At 40.8% G+C, this 20,447-nt stretch carries 17 protein-coding genes; 3 read left to right on the top strand and 14 right to left on the bottom strand.

The features are described from left to right. Positions 1-7: 7 nt before the first annotated feature. Positions 8-1,468: a mannose-1-phosphate guanylyltransferase/mannose-6-phosphate isomerase gene (locus tag P0Y67_RS04075; protein ID WP_342390844.1), complete on the bottom strand. Its 1,461-nt coding sequence runs from the start codon at positions 1,466-1,468 to the stop codon at positions 8-10. 253 nt (positions 1,469-1,721) lie between these two features. On the opposite strand from P0Y67_RS04075, the gene P0Y67_RS04070 reads away from it, so the two are divergent. Beyond that, positions 1,722-1,952, top strand: coding sequence for a TA system antitoxin ParD family protein (locus P0Y67_RS04070; protein ID WP_161442636.1), 231 nt, complete (start codon positions 1,722-1,724; stop codon positions 1,950-1,952). Beyond that, a complete protein-coding gene (locus P0Y67_RS04065) occupies positions 1,927-2,214 on the top strand; it encodes a type II toxin-antitoxin system RelE/ParE family toxin (protein WP_342390843.1) in 288 nt (95 codons plus the stop codon). Before P0Y67_RS04070 ends, P0Y67_RS04065 begins: the two co-directional genes overlap by 26 nt. Positions 2,215-2,379: 165 nt before the next feature. On the opposite strand, the gene P0Y67_RS04060 is transcribed toward P0Y67_RS04065, so the two are convergent. The 3 genes from P0Y67_RS04060 to P0Y67_RS04050 all read right to left on the bottom strand — a co-directional run bounded on the left by P0Y67_RS04060 (position 2,380) and on the right by P0Y67_RS04050 (position 7,226). Further along, positions 2,380-2,943: a helix-turn-helix transcriptional regulator gene (locus tag P0Y67_RS04060; RefSeq protein ID WP_161442640.1), complete on the bottom strand. Its 564-nt coding sequence runs from the start codon at positions 2,941-2,943 to the stop codon at positions 2,380-2,382. Positions 2,944-3,004: 61 nt separating this feature from the next. Continuing rightward, positions 3,005-3,322, bottom strand: a complete 318-nt coding sequence (locus P0Y67_RS04055) for a hypothetical protein (protein WP_342390842.1) — start codon at positions 3,320-3,322, stop codon at positions 3,005-3,007. Positions 3,323-3,407: 85 nt separating this feature from the next. Then, the gene (locus P0Y67_RS04050) at positions 3,408-7,226 is read right to left on the bottom strand and encodes a DEAD/DEAH box helicase (protein WP_342390841.1); all 3,819 of its coding nucleotides are present in this window, start codon (positions 7,224-7,226) and stop codon (positions 3,408-3,410) included. Positions 7,227-7,491: 265 nt separating this feature from the next. On the opposite strand from P0Y67_RS04050, the gene wecA (P0Y67_RS04045) reads away from it, so the two are divergent. Next, positions 7,492-8,532, top strand: a complete 1,041-nt coding sequence (gene wecA, locus P0Y67_RS04045; RefSeq protein WP_342390840.1) for a UDP-N-acetylglucosamine--undecaprenyl-phosphate N-acetylglucosaminephosphotransferase — start codon at positions 7,492-7,494, stop codon at positions 8,530-8,532. A 558-nt stretch (positions 8,533-9,090) separates the two neighbouring features. Here the strand turns inward: wecA (P0Y67_RS04045) and wecA (P0Y67_RS04040) are convergent. The 10 genes from wecA (P0Y67_RS04040) to P0Y67_RS03995 all read right to left on the bottom strand — a co-directional run bounded on the left by wecA (P0Y67_RS04040) (position 9,091) and on the right by P0Y67_RS03995 (position 20,434). Next, on the bottom strand, positions 9,091-10,185 hold the full coding sequence (gene wecA, locus P0Y67_RS04040; RefSeq protein ID WP_342390839.1) for a UDP-N-acetylglucosamine--undecaprenyl-phosphate N-acetylglucosaminephosphotransferase: 1,095 nt from the start codon (positions 10,183-10,185) through the stop codon (positions 9,091-9,093). A gap of 55 nt (positions 10,186-10,240) precedes the next feature. After that, positions 10,241-11,152 carry a UTP--glucose-1-phosphate uridylyltransferase GalU gene (galU, locus tag P0Y67_RS04035; protein ID WP_342390838.1) on the bottom strand — a complete coding sequence of 304 codons (912 nt, stop codon included), beginning with the start codon at positions 11,150-11,152 and terminating at the stop codon, positions 10,241-10,243. Between the two features lie 13 nt (positions 11,153-11,165). Next, entirely contained in the window at positions 11,166-12,332 is a 1,167-nt protein-coding gene (locus P0Y67_RS04030) for a nucleotide sugar dehydrogenase (RefSeq protein ID WP_342390837.1), read from the bottom strand. 4 nt (positions 12,333-12,336) lie between these two features. Beyond that, complete coding sequence (locus tag P0Y67_RS04025) at positions 12,337-13,152, bottom strand: glycosyltransferase (RefSeq protein WP_342390836.1); 816 nt, start codon at positions 13,150-13,152, stop codon at positions 12,337-12,339. An 8-nt stretch (positions 13,153-13,160) separates the two neighbouring features. Next, positions 13,161-14,033: a glycosyltransferase gene (locus tag P0Y67_RS04020; RefSeq protein WP_342390835.1), complete on the bottom strand. Its 873-nt coding sequence runs from the start codon at positions 14,031-14,033 to the stop codon at positions 13,161-13,163. Then, positions 13,972-14,853, bottom strand: coding sequence for a hypothetical protein (locus P0Y67_RS04015; RefSeq protein WP_342390834.1), 882 nt, complete (start codon positions 14,851-14,853; stop codon positions 13,972-13,974). The genes P0Y67_RS04020 and P0Y67_RS04015 overlap by 62 nt, the downstream gene beginning before the upstream one ends. Positions 14,854-15,149: 296 nt before the next feature. Continuing rightward, a complete protein-coding gene (locus P0Y67_RS04010; RefSeq protein WP_342390833.1) occupies positions 15,150-16,232 on the bottom strand; it encodes a glycosyltransferase in 1,083 nt (360 codons plus the stop codon). Beyond that, the gene (locus P0Y67_RS04005) at positions 16,229-17,470 is read right to left on the bottom strand and encodes a hypothetical protein (RefSeq protein ID WP_342390832.1); all 1,242 of its coding nucleotides are present in this window, start codon (positions 17,468-17,470) and stop codon (positions 16,229-16,231) included. Before P0Y67_RS04005 ends, P0Y67_RS04010 begins: the two co-directional genes overlap by 4 nt. 5 nt (positions 17,471-17,475) lie before the next feature. Continuing rightward, positions 17,476-19,203 carry a heparinase II/III family protein gene (locus tag P0Y67_RS04000; RefSeq protein WP_342390831.1) on the bottom strand — a complete coding sequence of 576 codons (1,728 nt, stop codon included), beginning with the start codon at positions 19,201-19,203 and terminating at the stop codon, positions 17,476-17,478. Further along, the gene (locus P0Y67_RS03995; protein WP_342390830.1) at positions 19,187-20,434 is read right to left on the bottom strand and encodes an oligosaccharide flippase family protein; all 1,248 of its coding nucleotides are present in this window, start codon (positions 20,432-20,434) and stop codon (positions 19,187-19,189) included. Before P0Y67_RS03995 ends, P0Y67_RS04000 begins: the two co-directional genes overlap by 17 nt. Positions 20,435-20,447 lie beyond the last annotated feature (13 nt).

The following is a 20,447-nucleotide window of genomic DNA, read 5'->3' as shown; positions in this document are numbered from 1 at the left end:
ATCCCGCTTACTTTCTGCCGTACCTGTCTTCAAAGCGGACAATATCGTCTTCGCCGAGATAACTGCCTGACTGCACTTCAATGATTTCCAGCGGAATTTTGCCCGGATTCTCCAGCGCGTGTACCACGCCGACCGGAATGTAAGTGGACTGGTTTTCGGTCAGCAACCAGGTTTTATCTCCCTGAGTAACTTTGGCCGTCCCTGATACCACCACCCAGTGTTCGGCGCGGTGATGATGCATTTGCAGCGATAATTTTTCACCCGGATTGACCGTGATGTGTTTCACCTGATGACGCCCGCCGCTATCAACCTGATCATACTTGCCCCAGGGACGATACACCTCGCGGTGCAGCTCACATTCCGGCCGCTGTGCCGCTTTCAGTTGCGCCACTATATCTTTCACATCCTGGACTTTATCTTTGGCGGCCACCAGTACCGCATCCTTGGTTTCAATCACCACTACGTTGTCCAGACCGACAGTCGCCACCAGTCGGCTGTCGGCCCTGAGGTAACAATGGTGGCTCTGCGCGGTCAGCACATCCCCGATAACCACGTTGCTTGCGGCATCTTTGGGACTGAGCTCCCACAGCGATGACCAGGCGCCGACATCGCTCCAGCCAGCTTCCATCGGCACCATCACCGCCTGGCGGGTTTTCTCCATCACCGCATAATCAATCGACTCGGCAGGACAGCCGGCAAAAGCCGAGCTGTCGATACGAATGAAATCCCGGTCCCGCTCAGGCGAAGCGACAGACTGGCGGCAGGCGGCCAGAATGTCCGGCCGGAACTGAGACAGCTGCTGCAAATAGGCAGAAGCGCGAAACAGGAACATGCCGCTGTTCCAGTAATAATGACCACTGACCAGATACTCTCTGGCGGTATTGAGATCCGGCTTTTCGACAAATTGCGCGACGTCAAACGCTGCGCCGAGCGCCGCGCCGCGTTTGATATAGCCGTACCCTGTCTCGGGCGACTGAGGGGGAATACCGAAAGTCACCAGCTTGCCGCTGTCAGCCAGCGGCAGCGCTGTCCTGACGGCCTGAGTAAAAGCGGCGGTATCCAGAATCAGATGATCAGCCGCCAGCACCAGAAGTAAGGGATCACTATCTTCTAAAGACAGACTGTCAGGCGACTCCTGTGCCAGTAGCGCCGCCAGCGCAATGGCAGGCGCGGTATTACGGCCCTGGGGCTCGAGCAGAAGGTGACTCGGCTGGCTGGTGCAGGATCTGAGCTGCTCTGCGGCAAGAAACCGATGCTCTTCCTGACAGATCACTAACGGGGACAGAGCATCCAACTCAGCCAGACGGGCAAGGGTTTGCTGCAGCATGCTGGCCGGGAGCGATGGAGAGGCAATAGACGGGTTTTCAGCAGGCTGAAGGGCAAGAAATTGTTTGGGATACTGCTCACGCGATAAGGGCCACAAGCGACTGCCTGTCCCCCCAGCCAGAATAACCGGTAAAATCTGCATACGCCTTTCCCCTTCGCAAAAAAGTGCAAGATACTCGGTACTTCTTTGTCAGGTATTTATACCAATCTACATTAGTCTTTTTTTATCACCTGTTCAGGCAAGTATAGACAAGGGGATTGAAGGCGCGCGGATGAAAAAGTGCCAGTCGCAACTGTATTGTGAGTGGTGGCTAAATCACAATGCGACAAATGATTGCATTATGCAATGTTGTGTCTATAGTCAAATCACCGTTAATTAAGTAGGAGATTTAATTATGGCAACAAGCGTTCGATTAAATGATGACTTTGTTTCCGAAGCCAAGGCTTATGGGATCGCTGAGAATCGCTCTGTGCCCATGCAAATAGAGTACTGGGCCAAGATCGGTAAAATCATGATGGAGAACCCAGATCTGTCTTATGAATTTGTCCGTGAATCATTATTAGCTACAGAAGAGGTTAAGCAGGGATTGGTGAAGCCATATGAGCGAAGAACAAAGAGAGATTGAGGTCTTTGAGGCTAGGCGCTTCACCAAAGCCCTAAGCAGGCTACCAACAAAGCAGCTCAACATCGTTGAAGATGAGATCGAAAAGATTATTGCCAATCCAAAAATAGGGCAGCAAAAGAAAAGCGACTTGTCACACTTGCGAGTTCATAAGTTCAAGGTGAGCAAGCAAGAATTGCTACTCGGCTACTCTTGGATTAATAACGAATTAAGGCTCTGCCTGTTAAGCCTTGGTTCGCATGAGAACTTTTATACCAGTGAGTAATGAAGCGAAGATATAAAAAAGCCCACACAATGTGAGCGTACTAGACATAGGCTTGGTGGGTATATTGGCTATTGTTGCTTATGCTTCTTGCGCGAGTGAATACAGAAAGACAAAAAAAAGGCCATCGCAAGGATGGCCAACTGTGAGACTTTGAAGGAGTTATTATTATGCGGTAACGACCGCATGGTTGTTATTCAGTGCATTAAGGTAATGGGACACTGCGTCCATTGAGTTTGCATGTCTGATAGATAGGGCGGTGTTAATTGATCCAGTGATCTGTGCCTGTTCTACCAGTTCGTTGTCGATGGCTTTGTTTTTTGCCAGCCATTCAGCAATGTCACTCCATGACCATAGCGGACGGCTACTGTCTACGCGCAAGATAGGAGTCGGGAAATCACCTTTTCCACGACTGCCTTTGCTGTATCGAGATAGCGTTGCTTTGGTGGTGCTGGCTAACTCTGCCGCATCACTGAGGCTGACCATATCGCCAATGTCCACTGATAGGCAGACTAAACCGGAAACTGACTCAATATCTGATATTGCAGACATAACTGCTTGCTCGTAATTCTTACCTTGTCGCGTGAAATTCACGTACAAGGTACCATTGTATGCCGCAGGGTGAGCGTCGCTGCATCCAGCCTCATACAAAGCGTCTGAGACATCAAATAAATCATCGTCGGTAGTGATCTTCTTTCCGCCTACCACAATATCGAAACTGTATTTTTTCATAGCTACTTTCCTATGATGTGTGAGACCTGAAGAAGAAGGCCGCCGTTTGACGGCCTTAGTATTATTTGCATTTATCTACTAATGAGATTATGTCTTTCGCATGGTCTTGAGGGCTGTCAGGCGTTCCCCAAACTGATTTCTGATGGCACTTGTTTTCATTGCCACAACGCAAAATCGCCACGGCATGGCCTTTACCCTTACGCTTGATATAAGTCCAGCCATTAGACACGGCGTATGCAATCGCCGCGTTGATCTCTTTATTTTTATGATACGCGATAGGCATCTCCTTCTTAGTAAGTCTCACATTGTTAAAGAACGTAGTTAGCCAAAACGGCCAACTGGTAACAATAGTAACCAGTAAAAGTTGAGGTGTCAACATTTGTTACCAGCACAACAGATCTGACAGGCTAAAACCACCAGCGAGGCGCCTGCTCTACAAATGAAGCAGAGCGCCATGCGAGCATTTAATCTTCTATCATACTGAGCAGCATCTGCGGATTCAGGGTCTGGGTATCGTCTTGCCCTGAAAGGACTTTTTCTGCCAGATCGCGTTTGTCCCGGTGAAGCTGGACAATTTTTTCTTCCACCGTATTTTCTGTGACCAGACGATAAACTGTCACCGGTCTGCTCTGTCCCATACGGTGCGCCCTGTCGCTGGCCTGATCTTCTACCGCCGGATTCCACCACGGATCCAAATGAATAACTGTATCGGCTTCTGTCAGGTTCAGGCCCGTTCCACCCGCTTTCAGGCTGATGAGAAAGACAGGATGCTTTCCTGCTTTAAACGCCTCAATCGCCGCTTTCCTCTGCTTACTGCTCGACTGTCCGTCCAGATAACTGAACGACAGCGAGGCTTGTTCCAGCTGCGCCGCAAAACGTTTCAGCAATTGCACAAACTGGCTGAACACCAAAATCTGATGGCCGCCTTCTATCGCTTCTGACACCAGAGCCAGGGCCTCCCTGAGCTTACTGCTCTCTTCCGCAAAGGAATCAAACACCAGACTGGCGTCACAGCATACCTGCCTTAAACGGGTCAGTGCGGCAAGCACCTCGACCACACCCTTACTGTTTTTGGCTGTTTTCAGGGCATCCTTACGGACGGCTTCATAAGCGGCACTTTCTTTGGCCGATAAATAGACGGTGTGGGTGATCTCGGTTTTGCTGGGCAGCTCAGATAACACCTCACCTTTCATTCGCCGCATGATAAACGGACTGATCAAGGCTTTCAGCCGCATCATATCCTCGGCATTACGCGCGGCCTGACCATATTTCTGCCTGAACTGCTTCAGCGAACCCAGCAGGCCCGGATTCAGGAAAGCGAACTGGCTCCAAAGCTCTGTTAAATGATTTTCAACTGGGGTACCGGTAAGGGTAAAACGCCGCTCTGCCGTTAAACCAAATACCAGTTTTGCCCGTTTGGTCTGCGGATTTTTAATCTGCTGCGCTTCGTCCAGCACTATGGTCTGCCAGTCTTTTTCCTGCATCGCATCCTGACAGCGGGTCAGTAATCCGTAACTGACCAGTACAACGGTCTTTTCGCCCGCCGCGGCGATGGCTTCGTTCCGGTTATCCACCTGTTCCAGATCCACCACTGTCAGCTCCGGTGCAAAGCGCTGGCATTCTGCCTGCCAGTTGTGAATCACAGACTTGGGAGCCACAACCAATGCCGCGCCCTCGCACTGATAGTGGCGGATCAGACTGATGGCCTGCAAGGTTTTACCCAGCCCCATATCGTCTGCCAGACAGGCACCAAAGCCGTGGTGAGATAAGTGCGCCGCCCACTGGACACTGGTTTTCTGATAATCCCTCAGCGGGGCCAGAATATGCTCGGCAACCACCGGCTTCTCTGACCATTTTTCTTGCAGCGACTGCCATCCCGCATCGCCCTGATGACTAAAGGTTTCCAGTACCTGTTGTAAGGGATAGGCCATCTGCACATCGACGGCCATCTCTTCATTGAGCAAACCGTCCAGCATACGTAATTGCTGCTGAAGCTCATCTTCCATCAGCACAACCAGATTGTCGCTATCCTGCTCAATAAATCCCTGGCGGCTATTTGCCAGTAACAGACGCAGGTTCAGCTCCAGATGCTGATCCGTGGACGCCTTGCCTGTGACAGCAAACCAGTTTTTGCGTTTCTCGATATCCAGTGTCAGATCCTGGCGGGTCAGCACCTTTACCTGGCTGCTGCGCTGGCGCCAGTGAACCGGCACGTCCTGCAAATTCTGCACGGCTTTTATCAGCGATAACGCCGCTTCACCAGACAAGGCCCAGCGCCGTTGCTTGTTCGCTTTCAATCCCAGGTGCTTGCTCAGTGCCAGCGAATCCGCTTTTTCCTGGCTGAGATCACGCTGATACCATTGCTGATCCGGGCCGCTGATCCATGTCTCTCCCTGTCCCGAAGGCATGCTCATGCGATTTGCCGGCAGCTCACCGGACACATCATTCTGGTGCTCAATGGCCACATCCAGAGTGCCCTGATGCCAGTCCAGCCATAAATGCGGCCTCGCATCCCAGTTACCAGGTTTTATATTGCCTTTGTGCTGGCATGGGCTGTACCAGAGTAAATCCTTCTGCTGTTCCAGCGCCTCTGTCAGTGGCTGCAAATGCTCACTGCCCAGTTGCTCAGGTCTCGATTCGATAACTTCAATGAACTGAGGCGATATCGCTGAGATATCCAGAAAACACCAGGCATCATCCATCACCTGCCGCAATGTTCCATTTGCCACTCGGGGAAAGACATCGAATGTCACCTGTTCACCGGCTTGCAGCACGGCCAGCGGCTTGACACCGTGCAGACTGACGGACTGGCCGTCCTGACTGATGATGTTGTCACACGCCGACAAGGCTTTCAGTACCGGCAACACATCGGGAGCAGGTTGGCCCCAGCGAACCCTGCTCTGACGTTCCAGCTGCTGACAGACATGCCAGTCAGCATCTGACATCAAAGCTTCAGCCGCTGAATACTGGATGGAATACAGTTGAATCACCCGGCCTTTGGTCCAGCCACGTTTCCCCATTGACTGAATCCTCGGCTGTACTTTCAGTGATTTCAGGCACAACTCCCAGACCAGTCGCTGAGCTGCCTGATCCTCCTTATCCGACTGGATGGTCTGCGTCAGCTTTCTTAACCAGATATCCTGGCGGGCAGCCGGGACATAAAAAGGGGCGTCAGATTCGCTGATCTGTCCGGTAAGGTAACGCAGGGCGTGTTTGGCTCTGGCGGCTAACAGGCTTTCAGAGTGATGGGATAAAATCACTTCCGTCAGCGGGTGCGCTTTCACCTGAGCCACCCATTGCTGATACTGTTTCGGGTTCGCATGCTGCCATTGGCAAAGCATCAGCACATCCAGCAATAATTTCCCCCAGCTCACGTAATCTGCAATCACCATGAGTGAATCAAACCAATCGTCAACACCCGCCAAATATTCCTCTTGCTCACTGTAAGGCGCAATAATGACGTAAGCCTGCTGTTGCCAGAACTGGTCATACGCGATTTGCTGACTACGGTGAGCGTCGAGGCTGTGCTGATAGCTTGCAACGGCTTCGGATTTGTCCAGTAAAGCCACTACGGCCAGATCAGCCAAGGCCGTATAGGAATAGCGTTTTGCCGTCATGGCAGAGAAAGCTGTGCGATGCTGGAAGTACTTATCATCGAAAGGATCGCACAAAGGGTGGGAAACACTTCCGGCCCTGAGCGCCTGCCAATTATCCTCGGCAGGAGCCCAGACAACCTGCCTTCTGCCGTAATCTGTGATCGTCTTGCTGGCTAACGGCTCCCATGTAATATTCCCCGTCGTGTACAGCTGATTTAACAACCAGGCCCATCCCTGCAGGCTGTATTTCAGCCTGTCGTCTTCAATCAATGCCAGTAATTCCCACGCATCAGGATGCAGGAATAAATGCATCAGCAACCCTTCCGCCTGCGGAGAAATCGCTGAATAGGCAAACATCCAGCGGGTATTTGACAGCACAGAATAGACTTCCAGTTCCACAGAGACCTTATCGGCGTGGGTCATAGCAGCATAAAGGGTTCGCTCCCGGCCAAATCGCAATAAGCTCTGTAATGCAGACAAAAATCCGTTCAGCGACAAGCTCCAGCTCTGTCTTTTTTTCACCACCAATCCAGCTTCCTGCATCGCAGACAGTGCTGCCTCTATCTCTGGGCCACTATGGCTATTGCTGATCTGCCGACACAGGCTTTTGGTGGTGATGCCAGATGTAATGAGAATCTGGGCTAACAGCTCTTCAGTAACAGAAGCTTCAGACTGTAAATATTGCATGGATTTCCCTGCTGGATGATATCAAACCATTTATCAAAGATTATTGCGACGCGAGTGATTGTAAAATATTCATGCTGTTGCAACAAACACTTACAGCTACCTAGTCCAAATCATTGCGATCAGGCTTGCTGGTGTTTGCGCCTAGCTGCACTTGGGACGGAGGGAGCAAAAGTAATAATTTACTTAGTGAATATTTTTTCTTCTCTTCCTAGAGAGACAAAATATTGGTAGTCTTTTTGCGTTTTGTATGCCTTCGGACCACAGCATGATAGCCGATTTTTTCTTTGTCTTTTTTTCTTCATTTGCCGCACTTTTTTTACTTCGAAAGGTCGCCAAACGTGTTGGTCTGGTGGATAAACCCAATGCCAGAAAGCTGCATCAGGGGGCGATCCCGCTGGTTGGCGGTTTGGCTATCTGCATTACGCTGGCTCAGTTTCTCTATTACTCGCCGAACATACTGGACGACGCCGGGCTTTACGTTTTCTGTATCACCATTCTGACCATCATCGGTGCACTTGATGATAAGTTTGATGTGAGCTTCAAGCTCCGCCTGGCGATCCAAGCCTTGTTATCTGTCTGCATGATGGTTTTTGCCGGTCTGGAACTGCATACGCTGGGGAATATGATTGGCTTTGGCGAAATAGACCTGGGGATGTTTGGCTATCTGGTGACTGTACTGGCGGTGATTGGCGCTATCAATGCCTTCAACATGGTCGACGGTATTGATGGCCTGCTGGGCGGGTTATCTATGGTAACTTTTGGCGGGCTGGGTATCATGCTGTTCCACGATGGTCAGCAATCACTGGCGTATCTGTGCGGCATCATCATAGTGGCGATGATCCCTTATATCCTGCTTAACCTGGGGGCATTTGGCCGGCAGCGTAAAGTCTTTATGGGGGATGCAGGTAGTATGCTGATCGGTTTCACTGTGATCTGGTTTTTACTGCTGGCCAGCCAGAATGGCAGCCGCCCACCGTTGCGGCCGGTGACGGCACTCTGGATAATCGCCGTCCCCTTAATGGATATGACAGCCATCATGATCCGCCGAATCAAGCGCGGCGACTCCCCCTTTAAACCAGACCGCGAGCATCTGCACCATATCTTCCAGCGTCTGGGCCTCAATTCACTGCAAACGCTGATTGCTATCTGCACAATTGCGACCTTACTGAGCGCTGTAGGGATTTATGGCGAGATTGCCAATGTGCCAGAGTATATGATGTTTTGGTTATTCATCCTGTGTTTCCTCATCTACTTCTTCACACTGTCGAAAGTAGAAAAGTACTCGCCTCCGCAAGAAGCCTCTTAACGAAGCAAACAGCCGTATGTTCTGTGCGGCTGTCACTTATTCACTTCTATATATGGCTGTTACAGGCGCATTGCAAATTTATTGGACAACAGTCCCAGTTAGTTCATCTTCTCTCAAATCCATTAAGCTTGTACTTAATAGCTGACGCATCTTTATATGTTACAGAGATATTAAATCATATACAGATACAACAAATACAAGACCAAGACGATGAGAGAGATTTTACACGCTATGCTGAGGCGCACATTACAAGCGATAGTTAACAGAGCTGAACGCCTGTGCCTGACAGCAGTATATTCAGCGGCCACGAACATCGGCTTTGTGCTGTTATGGACCGCTGTATGCTGGCTCAATCAGTTAGACCACTATGACAAAGCTGCAAAACAGATAAGAAGAGAAGACCGGCTGGGACGTTAAATTAGCCAGTAAAGCAGACAGGTTCCTGGATAATGCACAGAAAAAACGCATAAAAAAACCCAGGACAAGCCTGGGTTCATGTTCAACATCTTTGACTTCTGTTCAATCACTCACATCGCATTCACCCTTAGGTGAATCCGCTTAACGCTCTGAGGTCGCCTGCTCGGGCGTTTTCGGCTGACTGCGGCCGGTCAGCTTGTGTATCCAGGTGGTAATACGCCAGATATGGCTGATCACGGCAAAATACACACCGAACATAATCATAAAGCTCAGCAACATCAGGGTTTCGTTAACCTGCGATATGTCAGACCAAATACCGACTCCCGCCATACTGGCTGCCAGGCCACAAATCACCACCAAGGTCATGAAAGGTGACAAACCAATGCGCTGACAAATATGGTGCAGGTGTTCACGATCCGGCTTAAAGGGTGACTGGCCTTTGCGGATTCGTCGAATCATGATGGTGGCCATATCCATTAATGGTAAAGCAATTAACCACAAGGCAGTGACCGGGCGCATAGCACTCAGTTCACCCTTCTGGGTCGCTTCCAGCAATAACCAGATGACAGTAAAACCAATGAAGATACTGCCGGCATCCCCCATAAAGACTTTAAACCGACGCCCCAGAGGGAAACCGAGGTTCAACAGAATGTAAGGAACCATAGCGGTGACTATCATGGTGCAGATAACAAAAAATTCCGTGTTACCCGACACATAGAAGACATAACCGAGTGCCGCAAAACTGACTGAAGCCAGGCCGCCTAACAGGCCATCAATACCATCAACCATGTTGAATGCGTTAATCGCGCCAATGACAGCGAAGATGGTCAGCAGCGTGCTGGCGACTACGGGTAAATCGAGAGGAAAATCCCCCAACATGTAACCCAGATAGTGCAGGCTTTTATCGCCGATGAAAATCATCACCAGTGATACGCAGGCCTGTACCAGCAAGCGTAATTTAAAACTGATATCGTATCTGTCATCAATCACGCCGATAACCACCAACACAGTGGCACAGCTTAAATACAACCAGGGGTTCTGCGGAAACAATTCAAAAAAACTGAAGGCTATCGCCAGCGTAACAAAGATCGACACACCACCCACAAGCGGGATCACACCGTTATGGTGTTTTCGTTCGTTAGGTGCATCGACCAGTCCAACCCGTTTCGCCACTTTACGGCAGATAAACAAGCTGCAAAAGGACATCAGGAAAACAAATAAGAATGCAGAAGTCATGTTGGGACTCTTAAGTTAAACAAGTTAACCCCGAATCATGTCGGGGTATCGAAACTCAGGACACAGCACGCACAATTGGGATGACATCATTTAAGTATGCCTTGAAGCCATCACCCAACTCTGAGTGGCGAAGCCCATACTCAATAAATGCTTTCATATAGCCGATTTTGTCACCACAGTCGTGAGATTTACCTGTCATATGGAATGCCTCTACAGTTTCTTCTGCCATCAGCATATCAATAGCATCCGTTAACTGAATTTCATCGCCTGCACCAGGTGGCGTTATAGCAAGTTTGTCCCAGATTTTGGCAGATAGTACATAGCGACCCACGACAGCCAGATTAGATGGTGCCTGTTCAACAGAAGGCTTCTCAACCATAGCTGTCATTGCGTGCGATTGACCACCACTCAGTACTGCGCCGCCACAATCCACAACACCGTATTTTGATACATCTTGCATTGGCACAGGCTCAACCATAATCTGGCTGGCTGATGATTTTGCAAACCGTGTCAGCATAGCCGCCAGATTCTCTTTACTCTGATCGGCTGTATATTCGTCCAGGACAACGTCTGGCAATAAGACGGCAAAAGGCTCATCTCCAATCAGGGGTTTAGCACACAATACGGCGTGCCCCAAACCTAAAGCATTACCCTGCCGTACATGCATTATGGTGACATCTTTAGGGCAAATCGATTGAACCTCATCAAGTAGCTGACGCTTCACTCGCTTTTCTAAAGTTGCCTCAAGCTCAAACGAAGTATCAAAGTGATTTTCAATCGCATTTTTTGAAGAATGAGTTACCAGCACAATTTCCTTAATACCAGCAGCCACGCATTCATTGACAATATACTGAATTAACGGCTTATCGACTAACGGCAACATCTCTTTAGGAATTGCTTTGGTCGCGGGTAACATTCGAGTACCTAGCCCTGCAACAGGGATTACAGCTTTCTTTATTCTATTCATATTAAATATTCTATTAATCAGAACCAAAAAGATCCCGGGTATACACTTTAGATTGTACATCCAGGAGCTCTTCAGCCATACGATTTGAAACAATCACATCCGCTTCTGCTTTGAATGCATCGAAATCTCTGTATACCGCTGAGTTGAAGAACTCGCTTTCCTGTAGTACAGGCTCATAGACAATGACTTCAACACCCTTGGCCTTCAGCCGTTTCATAATCCCCTGAATACTTGAAGCTCTGAAGTTATCTGAACCCGATTTCATGATTAGTCGGTAGATACCCACCACTTTTGGCTGCCGCTTTAAAATAGCATCAGCGACAAAATCTTTACGGGTAGTATTCGCATCAACAATTGCTTTAATTAAACTATTTGGCACATCCTGGTAGTTTGCAAGCAACTGTTTGGTATCTTTAGGCAAACAATATCCACCATAACCAAAAGATGGATTGTTATAATGCGACCCAATTCGCGGGTCCAGGCCTACACCTTCGATAATTTGACGGCTATCTAATCCGTGAGATTCAGCATAAGAGTCAAGCTCATTGAAATATGCCACACGCATCGCCAGATACGTATTAGAAAAAAGCTTAACGGCTTCTGCTTCAGTGGAATCTGTAAACAGAACGGGAACATCTTTCTTCACCGCACCTTGCAGCAATAGTTCAGCAAAGATTTTTGCTCGCTCACTCTTCTCACCCACAATAATACGGGATGGATATAAGTTATCGAAGAGCGCTTTTCCTTCGCGTAAAAACTCAGGTGAAAAAATCAGGTTTTCGCAACCCAGCTCTTTTTTAATACGCTCAGTATAACCCACAGGAATGGTTGACTTGATGACCATGACAGCATTAGGATTAATTGCCATTACGTCTTTAATGACCGACTCAACAGAGGACGTATTAAAGTAATTCGTTTCTGCATCATAGTCAGTTGGAGTGGCGATAATTATATAGTCGGCATCTTTTAAAGCAAATTTCTTATCAATAGTTGCAGTAAAATTAATATCACTGCGCTGTAAGAACTCGGTAATTTCAGAATCAACAATCGGAGATATACGATCATTCAGAAGCTTTACTTTTTCTTCAATTATATCTACGGCTACAACTTCGTTATGTTTCGCCAATAACATGGCATTAGACAAACCCACATAGCCTGTGCCAGCAACTGCAATCTTCATGACTTTACCTTGCATATTTATAAGCTAACTTTATCATCCATGCTGGTGCTAGATGAAAGCAAAAACGTGAAAGAATAAGAGTAACATTTAAAAGAGACGTCTTATTTAACTGCACCATGTTTTTCATTCTTATACTTACCTCGCTCCACGCTTTTTTTATACCCTTCCTTCTATAAATGGTATTTTCATCAAGGTAATACTCAAGAAGAACTTCGTTAATATTTGAAAATTTATAACCTATTTTTAATAGACAAAACCACAAAGCCATGTCTTCAGTTAAAGTAGTATTGACAGGATATCTTACTCCAGCTTCAAATATTTTAGCTCTAAACATAACTGTTGGATGAACAAACGGACAACGAGTCATACTAAAATTAAGAAGTTCTTCGTGATTTGGTGGAAGATGCTTTTCTTCCACTGCATAGGATGCACCTACTTCTTTGCAAGAGGTACCACAAACGTCAACATCTATGTTTTTTTCAAGAAAAGAAACTTGAGTGCTTATTCTATTTACATAGGATATGTCATCACTATCCATTCTGGCAATATATTCATACCCACCATTTTCAACAACCTTATCAATAATATAATTTAGAGCATGAGCCAAACCTTTGTTAACATCAGAACGATAAAGCCTTACGTTTTCATGACACGATATTTCATCAAGGAAGTCATCAATTCCTTCTGATACAGGACCATCACGATAGAGATACAGATCAGATAAATAATCTTGAGATAAAATACTATTTACTGAAATCTTAAACTTTTCTAAGCAATCTGTTTTATAAACAGACATGATCACTGCCACATTACTAGTCATAATAAAACCTAGACAAAACTATATAGCTTTTTAATAACTGACCCAGGAAGAACCGTAATCACGAATGATTTTAAACTGGGTTTTTTTAAAAAAGATTTTATCGAGCACAACTTAGAAACCCTCCAATTTTTTCCTATTGCAGATATTGCAATCCTTAAATTAAGATTTGCTGACAATCTATTAATGAACTTTGGTGGGGATTCATTATATTTTACTAACAAATATTGAGCAGCATTTTTATATTTAATGTAATTACTACTAATCTGATTCGAGCTATCATGAATTGTATAGTATATATTTGACTTCGAATCGTGTTTAATCTTGGTTATTTTACTCATCCTAATCCATAGATCGTAATCCTGAAAACAATTAAGATTTTCATCAAAGCATCCAGCTTTAATAAAGTCGCTTTTTTTTATAGCGACTCGAGATGTAGATCCTATTATATTTCCTTTAAAAAATAATTCTTTATGATAGTCATCACAAGATAAAGGTGTTACAGTTCGGATAACTTCATTTAAATTACTACTATTTACTATTTTTATACCAGTGAAACATAAACCAACATCTGGATCACTTTCAAATATATTTAATCTATCTTCAAAAGCTGTTTTCGAAAAAGCATCATCATCATCAATCAAAAATACTATATCACTTTTTGAGTGGTTTATACCAAAATTTCTGCTAAAGTTAGCTCCCATTGGCTTTTCATTATTAAAAACTTGGATGCTAAACAAAAAGCCTCCAACCGTATCAGATATTTTCTCGCCATCATTAACGATAATTACTTCATCAGGTAACACCGTGGAATATTCTATGCTAGCAAGAACTCTTTGTAAAAATTGAGGCCTGTCTTTTGTTGTTATGACAACTGAAAACACTTTTAACTCCTAGTGAATTTATATATGAAACCATGCAAATAAAGAAAATTGTCGCAGGAAAAGTGAATGAGCTCAATTTAATGGTCACAATTATACATAAAAGACCAACCCTGATGCTTCCTTTAAAAAATAGTAAAAGAAGTAGCATGTTCACTATGCCCCCAACAAAAAGGCCAAAGAACATTAAATTATTAACAAATATGCCTAAATCACCAAGACCAACAATAAACTCACCAAAATTACTTCTTGATTTATCAATTAGTGAAAATCCAAACAAAAATAGCTCATTCCTTGAAAACCAATAATTCAATACTTCTATTTTAACATTAGAACTACCATCTACACCCGATAGCAATAAGTCCAAACGCATACTCAATGCATCAAACGACAAATAAACAAAAACAAACAGTAACAGAGTAGCATAAATGAGATCAGAGATTTTAAACCTGAAATACACCACAACAATCAACATAAAAGAAATTAGCAAAGCAACTGTTGAAAGAGTCAAACATGAAGACAATATCCCTAAAAGTGATATCGAATCAAATTTAGTGGTTAAGGCATACCTCAGAACAACAATTGAAAGTGTAATAGATGAATAGATAGAAGGCTCAGCATAAAATCCAGTAGGTCTGTAGACTCCACCGTAAAAAATTGATCTCTGCGCCGTATCTGTTATCCCTAACATCAAGCTATAATCTAAATCATTGTTGAATAAATACCAAAAGAAAAGCTGAATAAAAACACTAACTGCATTGAATAAAACAAAAAAGGAAAGTGCTTTTCTAAAAAAAATAATTCTATCACTTTTCTTATCCATCCACTGTATGATGAAAAAACAATTCAAAAAAGTCAAAATGGAAATCAAAAATAATATTGTATATGACTGCCCTCTAAAATATTTCTCTAATAAATAATAGAGTGATAAACAGAAGAACAAAAATAATAACTTTAAAATGAATTGCCTTTTACAAAATTTAAAGCCATCGTAGAAAACGATAAAAAACAAAAAGACAAAACATAGACTTAAAGAGATTAATCTAAAATATAACGACTCAACATTCAAATTTATTAAAAAGACAGCTAAAAATATAATGATCGCACCTATCGAAATTTTCATTTTGAAAAGTCCAGTATAGTTGTATAGTTTTCAGCTTTAAACTCAAATCTCATTCTGCATTTCAATACATTTTCAAGATGCATATTATAATTTTTTTGTGCTTGTTTAAAGGTTTTTGATATGTTAATTAAATCCTCTGAATCTAAGGCATCTTTATTAAAGCAAAGTCCAACAGATTCATTCTCAATGATATTTTTGATTGTTACTTGTGGTGTAGATATAATCGGCAACCCAAGAAGTAAGTACTCAGATATTTTATTAGGTGCACAAAGTTTATTGTTAATGTTTGAAAAATCATAAGTAACAATACCAACATGGCACGTTTTAGTAAGTTTATATAATTTTTCTCTTGGCAAAGAACCTACTAAAACCACTTTATCCATTAGCGACAACTCGGTAATAAGTGTCTTTATGTTTTCTTCTAATTCGCCAAATCCAACAATAAATAACTGTGCATTATCTACAAATTTAAAAGCTTTTATCAACTCAATTAAATAACGATTATTTTTTAGAACTCCTTGGTAGATAAATGTGAATCTTCCTACTTTCTCATTCAATATACCAGAATCCCATTCACCTGACTCAAGAAAGTTAGGAACAATAAAAGGTTTAGAATCTAATTGATAACTACTCATCATCAAGTTTGCCCTATCTTCATTTGGACAAATAACTTTTGACGCTAGCTTCGTTATTATTCTTTCTAAGAACTGCGACTTTTTTGAAGCTATTGAAATTCCCGTTTCAGGATCTGGTATTATCAACTCGTGACTATCATAAATAATCTTAGCTTTAATATTTAATATCTTAATAAGGAGTGCTGGTATTATTGATTGAATGTTATTGCAGTAAATATAATCTGCTTTTATCGAAAATAAGAATTTTCTTATGAAGAAAAAATATGATGGTAATAGTGTTCTTTCTTTTCCTAACGAAAAAAAATTTTTATATCGAAAATCATTATTGTTAAATGCAAACAAAGATATTTCTATATCATCAATTTTTGACAAAATATCTAGCTGTCTCTTAACACGACCATCTGTACATATATTTTCAAACAACAAAACAATTACTTTCTTCATAATATATCTTTTACAAAAAATTTAAGCTTCCCACTTTTAGTTCGGCAAAGTGGTGATGATTTGTATTCAAAGCTAACATCAAGATCGTTGTTAGAAAGTTTCCTAACTTTTTCTTGTGCTTGTAACATTGAACTCTCTGAAAGAATTTTTTCAGAGTAATAATGAATAGATAACTGACCAGCCTTATTTTGAACTAATTGCATTTCTTTAACTTCATTAAAAAATGTAAAATGCTGTCCGAAAAACAATCCAACAACAGGATAATTCTGTCCAGAAACTCCAATAGCAATATCCTGATTTCGTCCTAAAATTTTTAATCGCCCCAAATTATCCACATCAACTAAATCATCAGTATCATACCTCAACATTGGCATATTTAAATCATTAAAAGAGGTCGATATAATCTTCTTATTTTTAAAGCTAACATGGGAATATAAACTATTAAATATAAAACCACTTCCTTGGCAATAATCTACAGCCAACACACTGTGTTCTGTATTTCCATATAAATTTATAACATTAGAATCAAAAACACGTTTAATCAATTCAAGTTGGTAATCAAACAAATTCTCAGAGCTAAAAACAATAACTTTACATTTAATCTTATCAAAATCATCAGTCTTTGAGATAATTTCCTTCGACAACAAATATAAAGAAGATGGATAGCAAAAAATCACATCTGGTGAAAATGACTTCAAAAAGTCATAGTAATATTTCACAGTGTTTTCATTGATCTTATAAGAAGATAAAGAATATTTATTATATCCTGTGCTTTTTATCCAACTATCGATGTTATCACCTCTTAACCTAACGGCTTTATAAGGAATAAATGTGTTTACATCAAAATCATGGATAATATCATCAATAAAAGCAGCTTCGAATGCCAGATCATTTCGACTTTTAATCAATTTAAGTGGTTTTCCTGTTGTCCCCCCTGTATTGGAGCAATACAATCCGATACCACGACTTTTTTTAAATGCATTTTCATTACTATAATTATGCTTCGAAGTAATATCGATGTGCTCTATTTCGTTGATATCATTAATCTGATTATAATTTTTATCATGACAAAAGTTAAACGTTGATATTACTTTATTAACTTTTTTGACCTGATAAATATTAATCTTTTCAGCATCCCATCTTTTATAGAATCTTAATTGTATTCGTTTATAAATATACTTTAAATTATACTTAATAACATTTGGGACCGATTTCCTAAGGTATTTTATTATTTCCATAAAAATCACAATATAGATACACGTTGGGATAAATTGTAAGCAGGATATATTACATCAGGAAAAATAAATGGGTCATCATTGTAATCAAATAACAACTCTTCATTCGATACAGTGATATCAAGCCATAGATCCCCTGTCTTAAATTGATAATAATTGTCACTAACAATAAGTGAATCTCTATATTCACTCATGTCTAAAGGTAGAATTTCAAATCTATTGGGCAAATGTATAAAATCGATATTTTTATTTATAACTCGATCTGAAAACCTCTCAGCCAAAGTTCCTTTGTACCATTTATTCCCAGGAAATTTACTGTAAAACATACCCTTTAAAAATATTTCAGTTTTTATGAAGTCTAAATGTTTATGTCCAGTATTATTCTTACCATTTAGCTTTATTAATATATAATCTTTATCTCTATATATTTTCGCTATACCAAAATCTTTGTAATATTTACATATCCAATCAGAACACTTATTATTAGTATCAATATTTATTTTTGCCTTTCCCTGATGTATAACACATGGAGCAGTTAAGTTAACTGCTCTATCTTTTTCAATTTTTGGTTTATAATCCAAGGAAGCTATGTATTTTGAAATATAAGATTTAATCCCTTCAAAAACACTAATTTCATCGTATAAGTGTTGAGATAATTTTCTAGAATCTAATATCATTTGAGCATGTCGATACATAAACTGCGGTTTTAGCATTAGGATAATCCCAGAGTCTGTATCACCGATATTTGGCAAGATACCATCTGCTAAAAAGCACTTTAAAAATGATAATGCTTTAGAGTACATTCCTAAAATTTTAGATTTATCTGATTCACTTAATAAATCATATTCAAAGATGAATAGTAGCGTGGTGAAAAAACATTCAGTTGAAAGTCTATGGTAATTTAATGAACATTCGAAATTTGATCCATCATCATTAAACTGATAGCAGACCTCATCCATGAAGAGCCCTGCATACTTTCTGGCTTTTAAATTATATTTAAACTCTCCTGATAGTTCATATAAAATAGCTGATAATGACACAGCTCCCATTAAATTACATAAATAATGGTTATTACGATTACCATTATTCCATTCAAAATGATTTTCAATGTGGTTTAGATAAATAGGGAATTCTGATTTTAACAACCTAGATAAATCACTCTTAAGTTCTGTCTTATTATCATCTAGAATCAATAGATATAAAAAAATCAAGTTCACAGCACGAATTGATACATCCATATTACATGCCCATTGAACACCTAAACCTGGAGGATTTCCCTTAATAAAACTAGCCAGAATCAAATTAATATCTTTAATTACAATATCTTCATTCTTCTTGCTTTTACTATTCAATAAATACGGAATAAGAAATTGCAGTCTACCTAGCTCCCAAGGAACTTTAATATCAATATCATCTTTTCTATCTTTATTACTAAGCTTATGCCATTTTCTTTTCCAAATATATCCAGTATTAGGGCACTTAGACCAATTAAAATCTTTGCCATTTGATGAAAACTCTAAATACTCATCTCCAAGCAATACTAATTTTCTTTCTTCTATACCACGAATAAATTCATCAGGTAAATCATATTTAATGTTATCAAAATTAACATTAAAATCGATATTGTTTATAAAATCTTTTTTGAATTTAGATGAAAGAATACCATATATATCTAACAAAAAAACTATAGTTATTCGTTTGATTCGGTAAAATAGATTCTTAATTTTTCTGAACATAATTTTTCTTAAATATATACATAAATACCAATAAAGAAAGAATCACATATAATAATCTTGAATAAGCGACCCCATCAACCTCAAACAAATCAACTAGATAAAGAGAAGAGATAATATAGAATGGTGTAATAAATAATTGAGCGTAAAAATTAGATTTAACTTTTCCTAAGCTAATCAAACCTATACCTTTTAAACTATAAAATGATGATAAAAGCCAACTTAAAGATAGTAAAAAAATATAACGTATGATTAAATCGTTTATATGCACTACTAGAGAACAAATATAAGCAAATAAGTTTAAGAAGATAAAAACTGCAATTGAGATAACAATAAACTTATATTCAATACCTAAATAAAACTTAGTCCACTCATTCATATTCTTTGATTTCTCTACCATTTTTGGCAAATAGAACTGCTGCGTAGTGGTTGTAATTATATCCAAAGCCAGAACTATAATTAATGCAATACTAAAATACCCAAAAATATACTCATCAAAACTATAATAACCAATTATGAACATTGACAAATATTTGTTTGTAGTACCAAGAAGATTAGAAAACAGTGAATATGAAGATATTGATAAATTTTTAACAAAAAACTTTTTAAACCTATGAAATGAAATCGTTCTTTTATATATAATATCACTACAACCCACAAAGTTTAAATATAAACTTACAATCATAGATATATATATAGAAATTATAAACCCATCTATTCCCCAGTTCCATGAACATATTAGAAAGGCAATAAATCCAATTATTTTTGATTGTAATTGTATTTTTGATATTGTTTTGAATCGGTCGTAAGATTGCAAATGTGCAATCAACAGTGAATTAATTGCAGTGAGTAAAGAAACACCAGATACATAACAAATAATATTATTAACACGTTCAACACTAGAATAGTGTCCGCTACTAGCCATATAAATCAAAACGAATAAAATTGGAACACTAACAACTAATGTTATTGTTATCGCATATAGTAAATTATCACTCTTTTCATTTTCATCAATCCAAGAAATTGAGTTAACTTGTAAAAGTGCAGTTACTAATCCTAACCCTAATAGTATATTAAACACTTCAAGATAATTGAAACTTATTCTTACATATCCTATTTCTTCAACAGAAATAAAAACAATAAGAAGGAGTTGAGTAATATATCCGATACCCTTAATGAGAAAGTTAGATAATAAAAACAACAACAAGTTTATATTTCTACTTACGAGATTCATATTTCAAAATATC

It is taken from the genome of Photobacterium sp. SP02 (genome assembly GCF_038519165.1).
Taxonomy (GTDB): Bacteria; Pseudomonadota; Gammaproteobacteria; order Enterobacterales; family Vibrionaceae; genus Photobacterium; species Photobacterium halotolerans.
The sequence above is the reverse complement of the archived record's forward strand: the minus strand, read 5'-3'. Positions and strand labels throughout refer to the sequence as shown.

Excerpts from the sequence above, each read along its gene's own strand:
- galU (WP_342390838.1), bottom strand. The coding sequence starts at position 11,152 with ATGAATAGAATAAAGAAAGCTGTAATCCCTGTTGCAGGGCTAGGTACT.
- P0Y67_RS04050 (WP_342390841.1), bottom strand. The coding sequence starts at position 7,226 with ATGCAATATTTACAGTCTGAAGCTTCTGTTACTGAAGAGCTGTTAGCC.
- P0Y67_RS04075 (WP_342390844.1), bottom strand. The coding sequence starts at position 1,468 with ATGCAGATTTTACCGGTTATTCTGGCTGGGGGGACAGGCAGTCGCTTG.
- wecA (WP_342390839.1), bottom strand. The coding sequence starts at position 10,185 with ATGACTTCTGCATTCTTATTTGTTTTCCTGATGTCCTTTTGCAGCTTG.
- P0Y67_RS04000 (WP_342390831.1), bottom strand. The coding sequence starts at position 19,203 with ATGTTCAGAAAAATTAAGAATCTATTTTACCGAATCAAACGAATAACT.
- P0Y67_RS04065 (WP_342390843.1), top strand. The coding sequence starts at position 1,927 with ATGAGCGAAGAACAAAGAGAGATTGAGGTCTTTGAGGCTAGGCGCTTC.
- P0Y67_RS04010 (WP_342390833.1), bottom strand. The coding sequence starts at position 16,232 with ATGAAGAAAGTAATTGTTTTGTTGTTTGAAAATATATGTACAGATGGT.
- P0Y67_RS04070 (WP_161442636.1), top strand. The coding sequence starts at position 1,722 with ATGGCAACAAGCGTTCGATTAAATGATGACTTTGTTTCCGAAGCCAAG.
- P0Y67_RS04025 (WP_342390836.1), bottom strand. The coding sequence starts at position 13,152 with ATGACTAGTAATGTGGCAGTGATCATGTCTGTTTATAAAACAGATTGC.
- P0Y67_RS04055 (WP_342390842.1), bottom strand. The coding sequence starts at position 3,322 with ATGTTGACACCTCAACTTTTACTGGTTACTATTGTTACCAGTTGGCCG.
- P0Y67_RS04005 (WP_342390832.1), bottom strand. The coding sequence starts at position 17,470 with ATGGAAATAATAAAATACCTTAGGAAATCGGTCCCAAATGTTATTAAG.
- P0Y67_RS04030 (WP_342390837.1), bottom strand. The coding sequence starts at position 12,332 with ATGAAGATTGCAGTTGCTGGCACAGGCTATGTGGGTTTGTCTAATGCC.
- P0Y67_RS04060 (WP_161442640.1), bottom strand. The coding sequence starts at position 2,943 with ATGAAAAAATACAGTTTCGATATTGTGGTAGGCGGAAAGAAGATCACT.
- P0Y67_RS03995 (WP_342390830.1), bottom strand. The coding sequence starts at position 20,434 with ATGAATCTCGTAAGTAGAAATATAAACTTGTTGTTGTTTTTATTATCT.
- wecA (WP_342390840.1), top strand. The coding sequence starts at position 7,492 with ATGATAGCCGATTTTTTCTTTGTCTTTTTTTCTTCATTTGCCGCACTT.
- P0Y67_RS04015 (WP_342390834.1), bottom strand. The coding sequence starts at position 14,853 with ATGGATAAGAAAAGTGATAGAATTATTTTTTTTAGAAAAGCACTTTCC.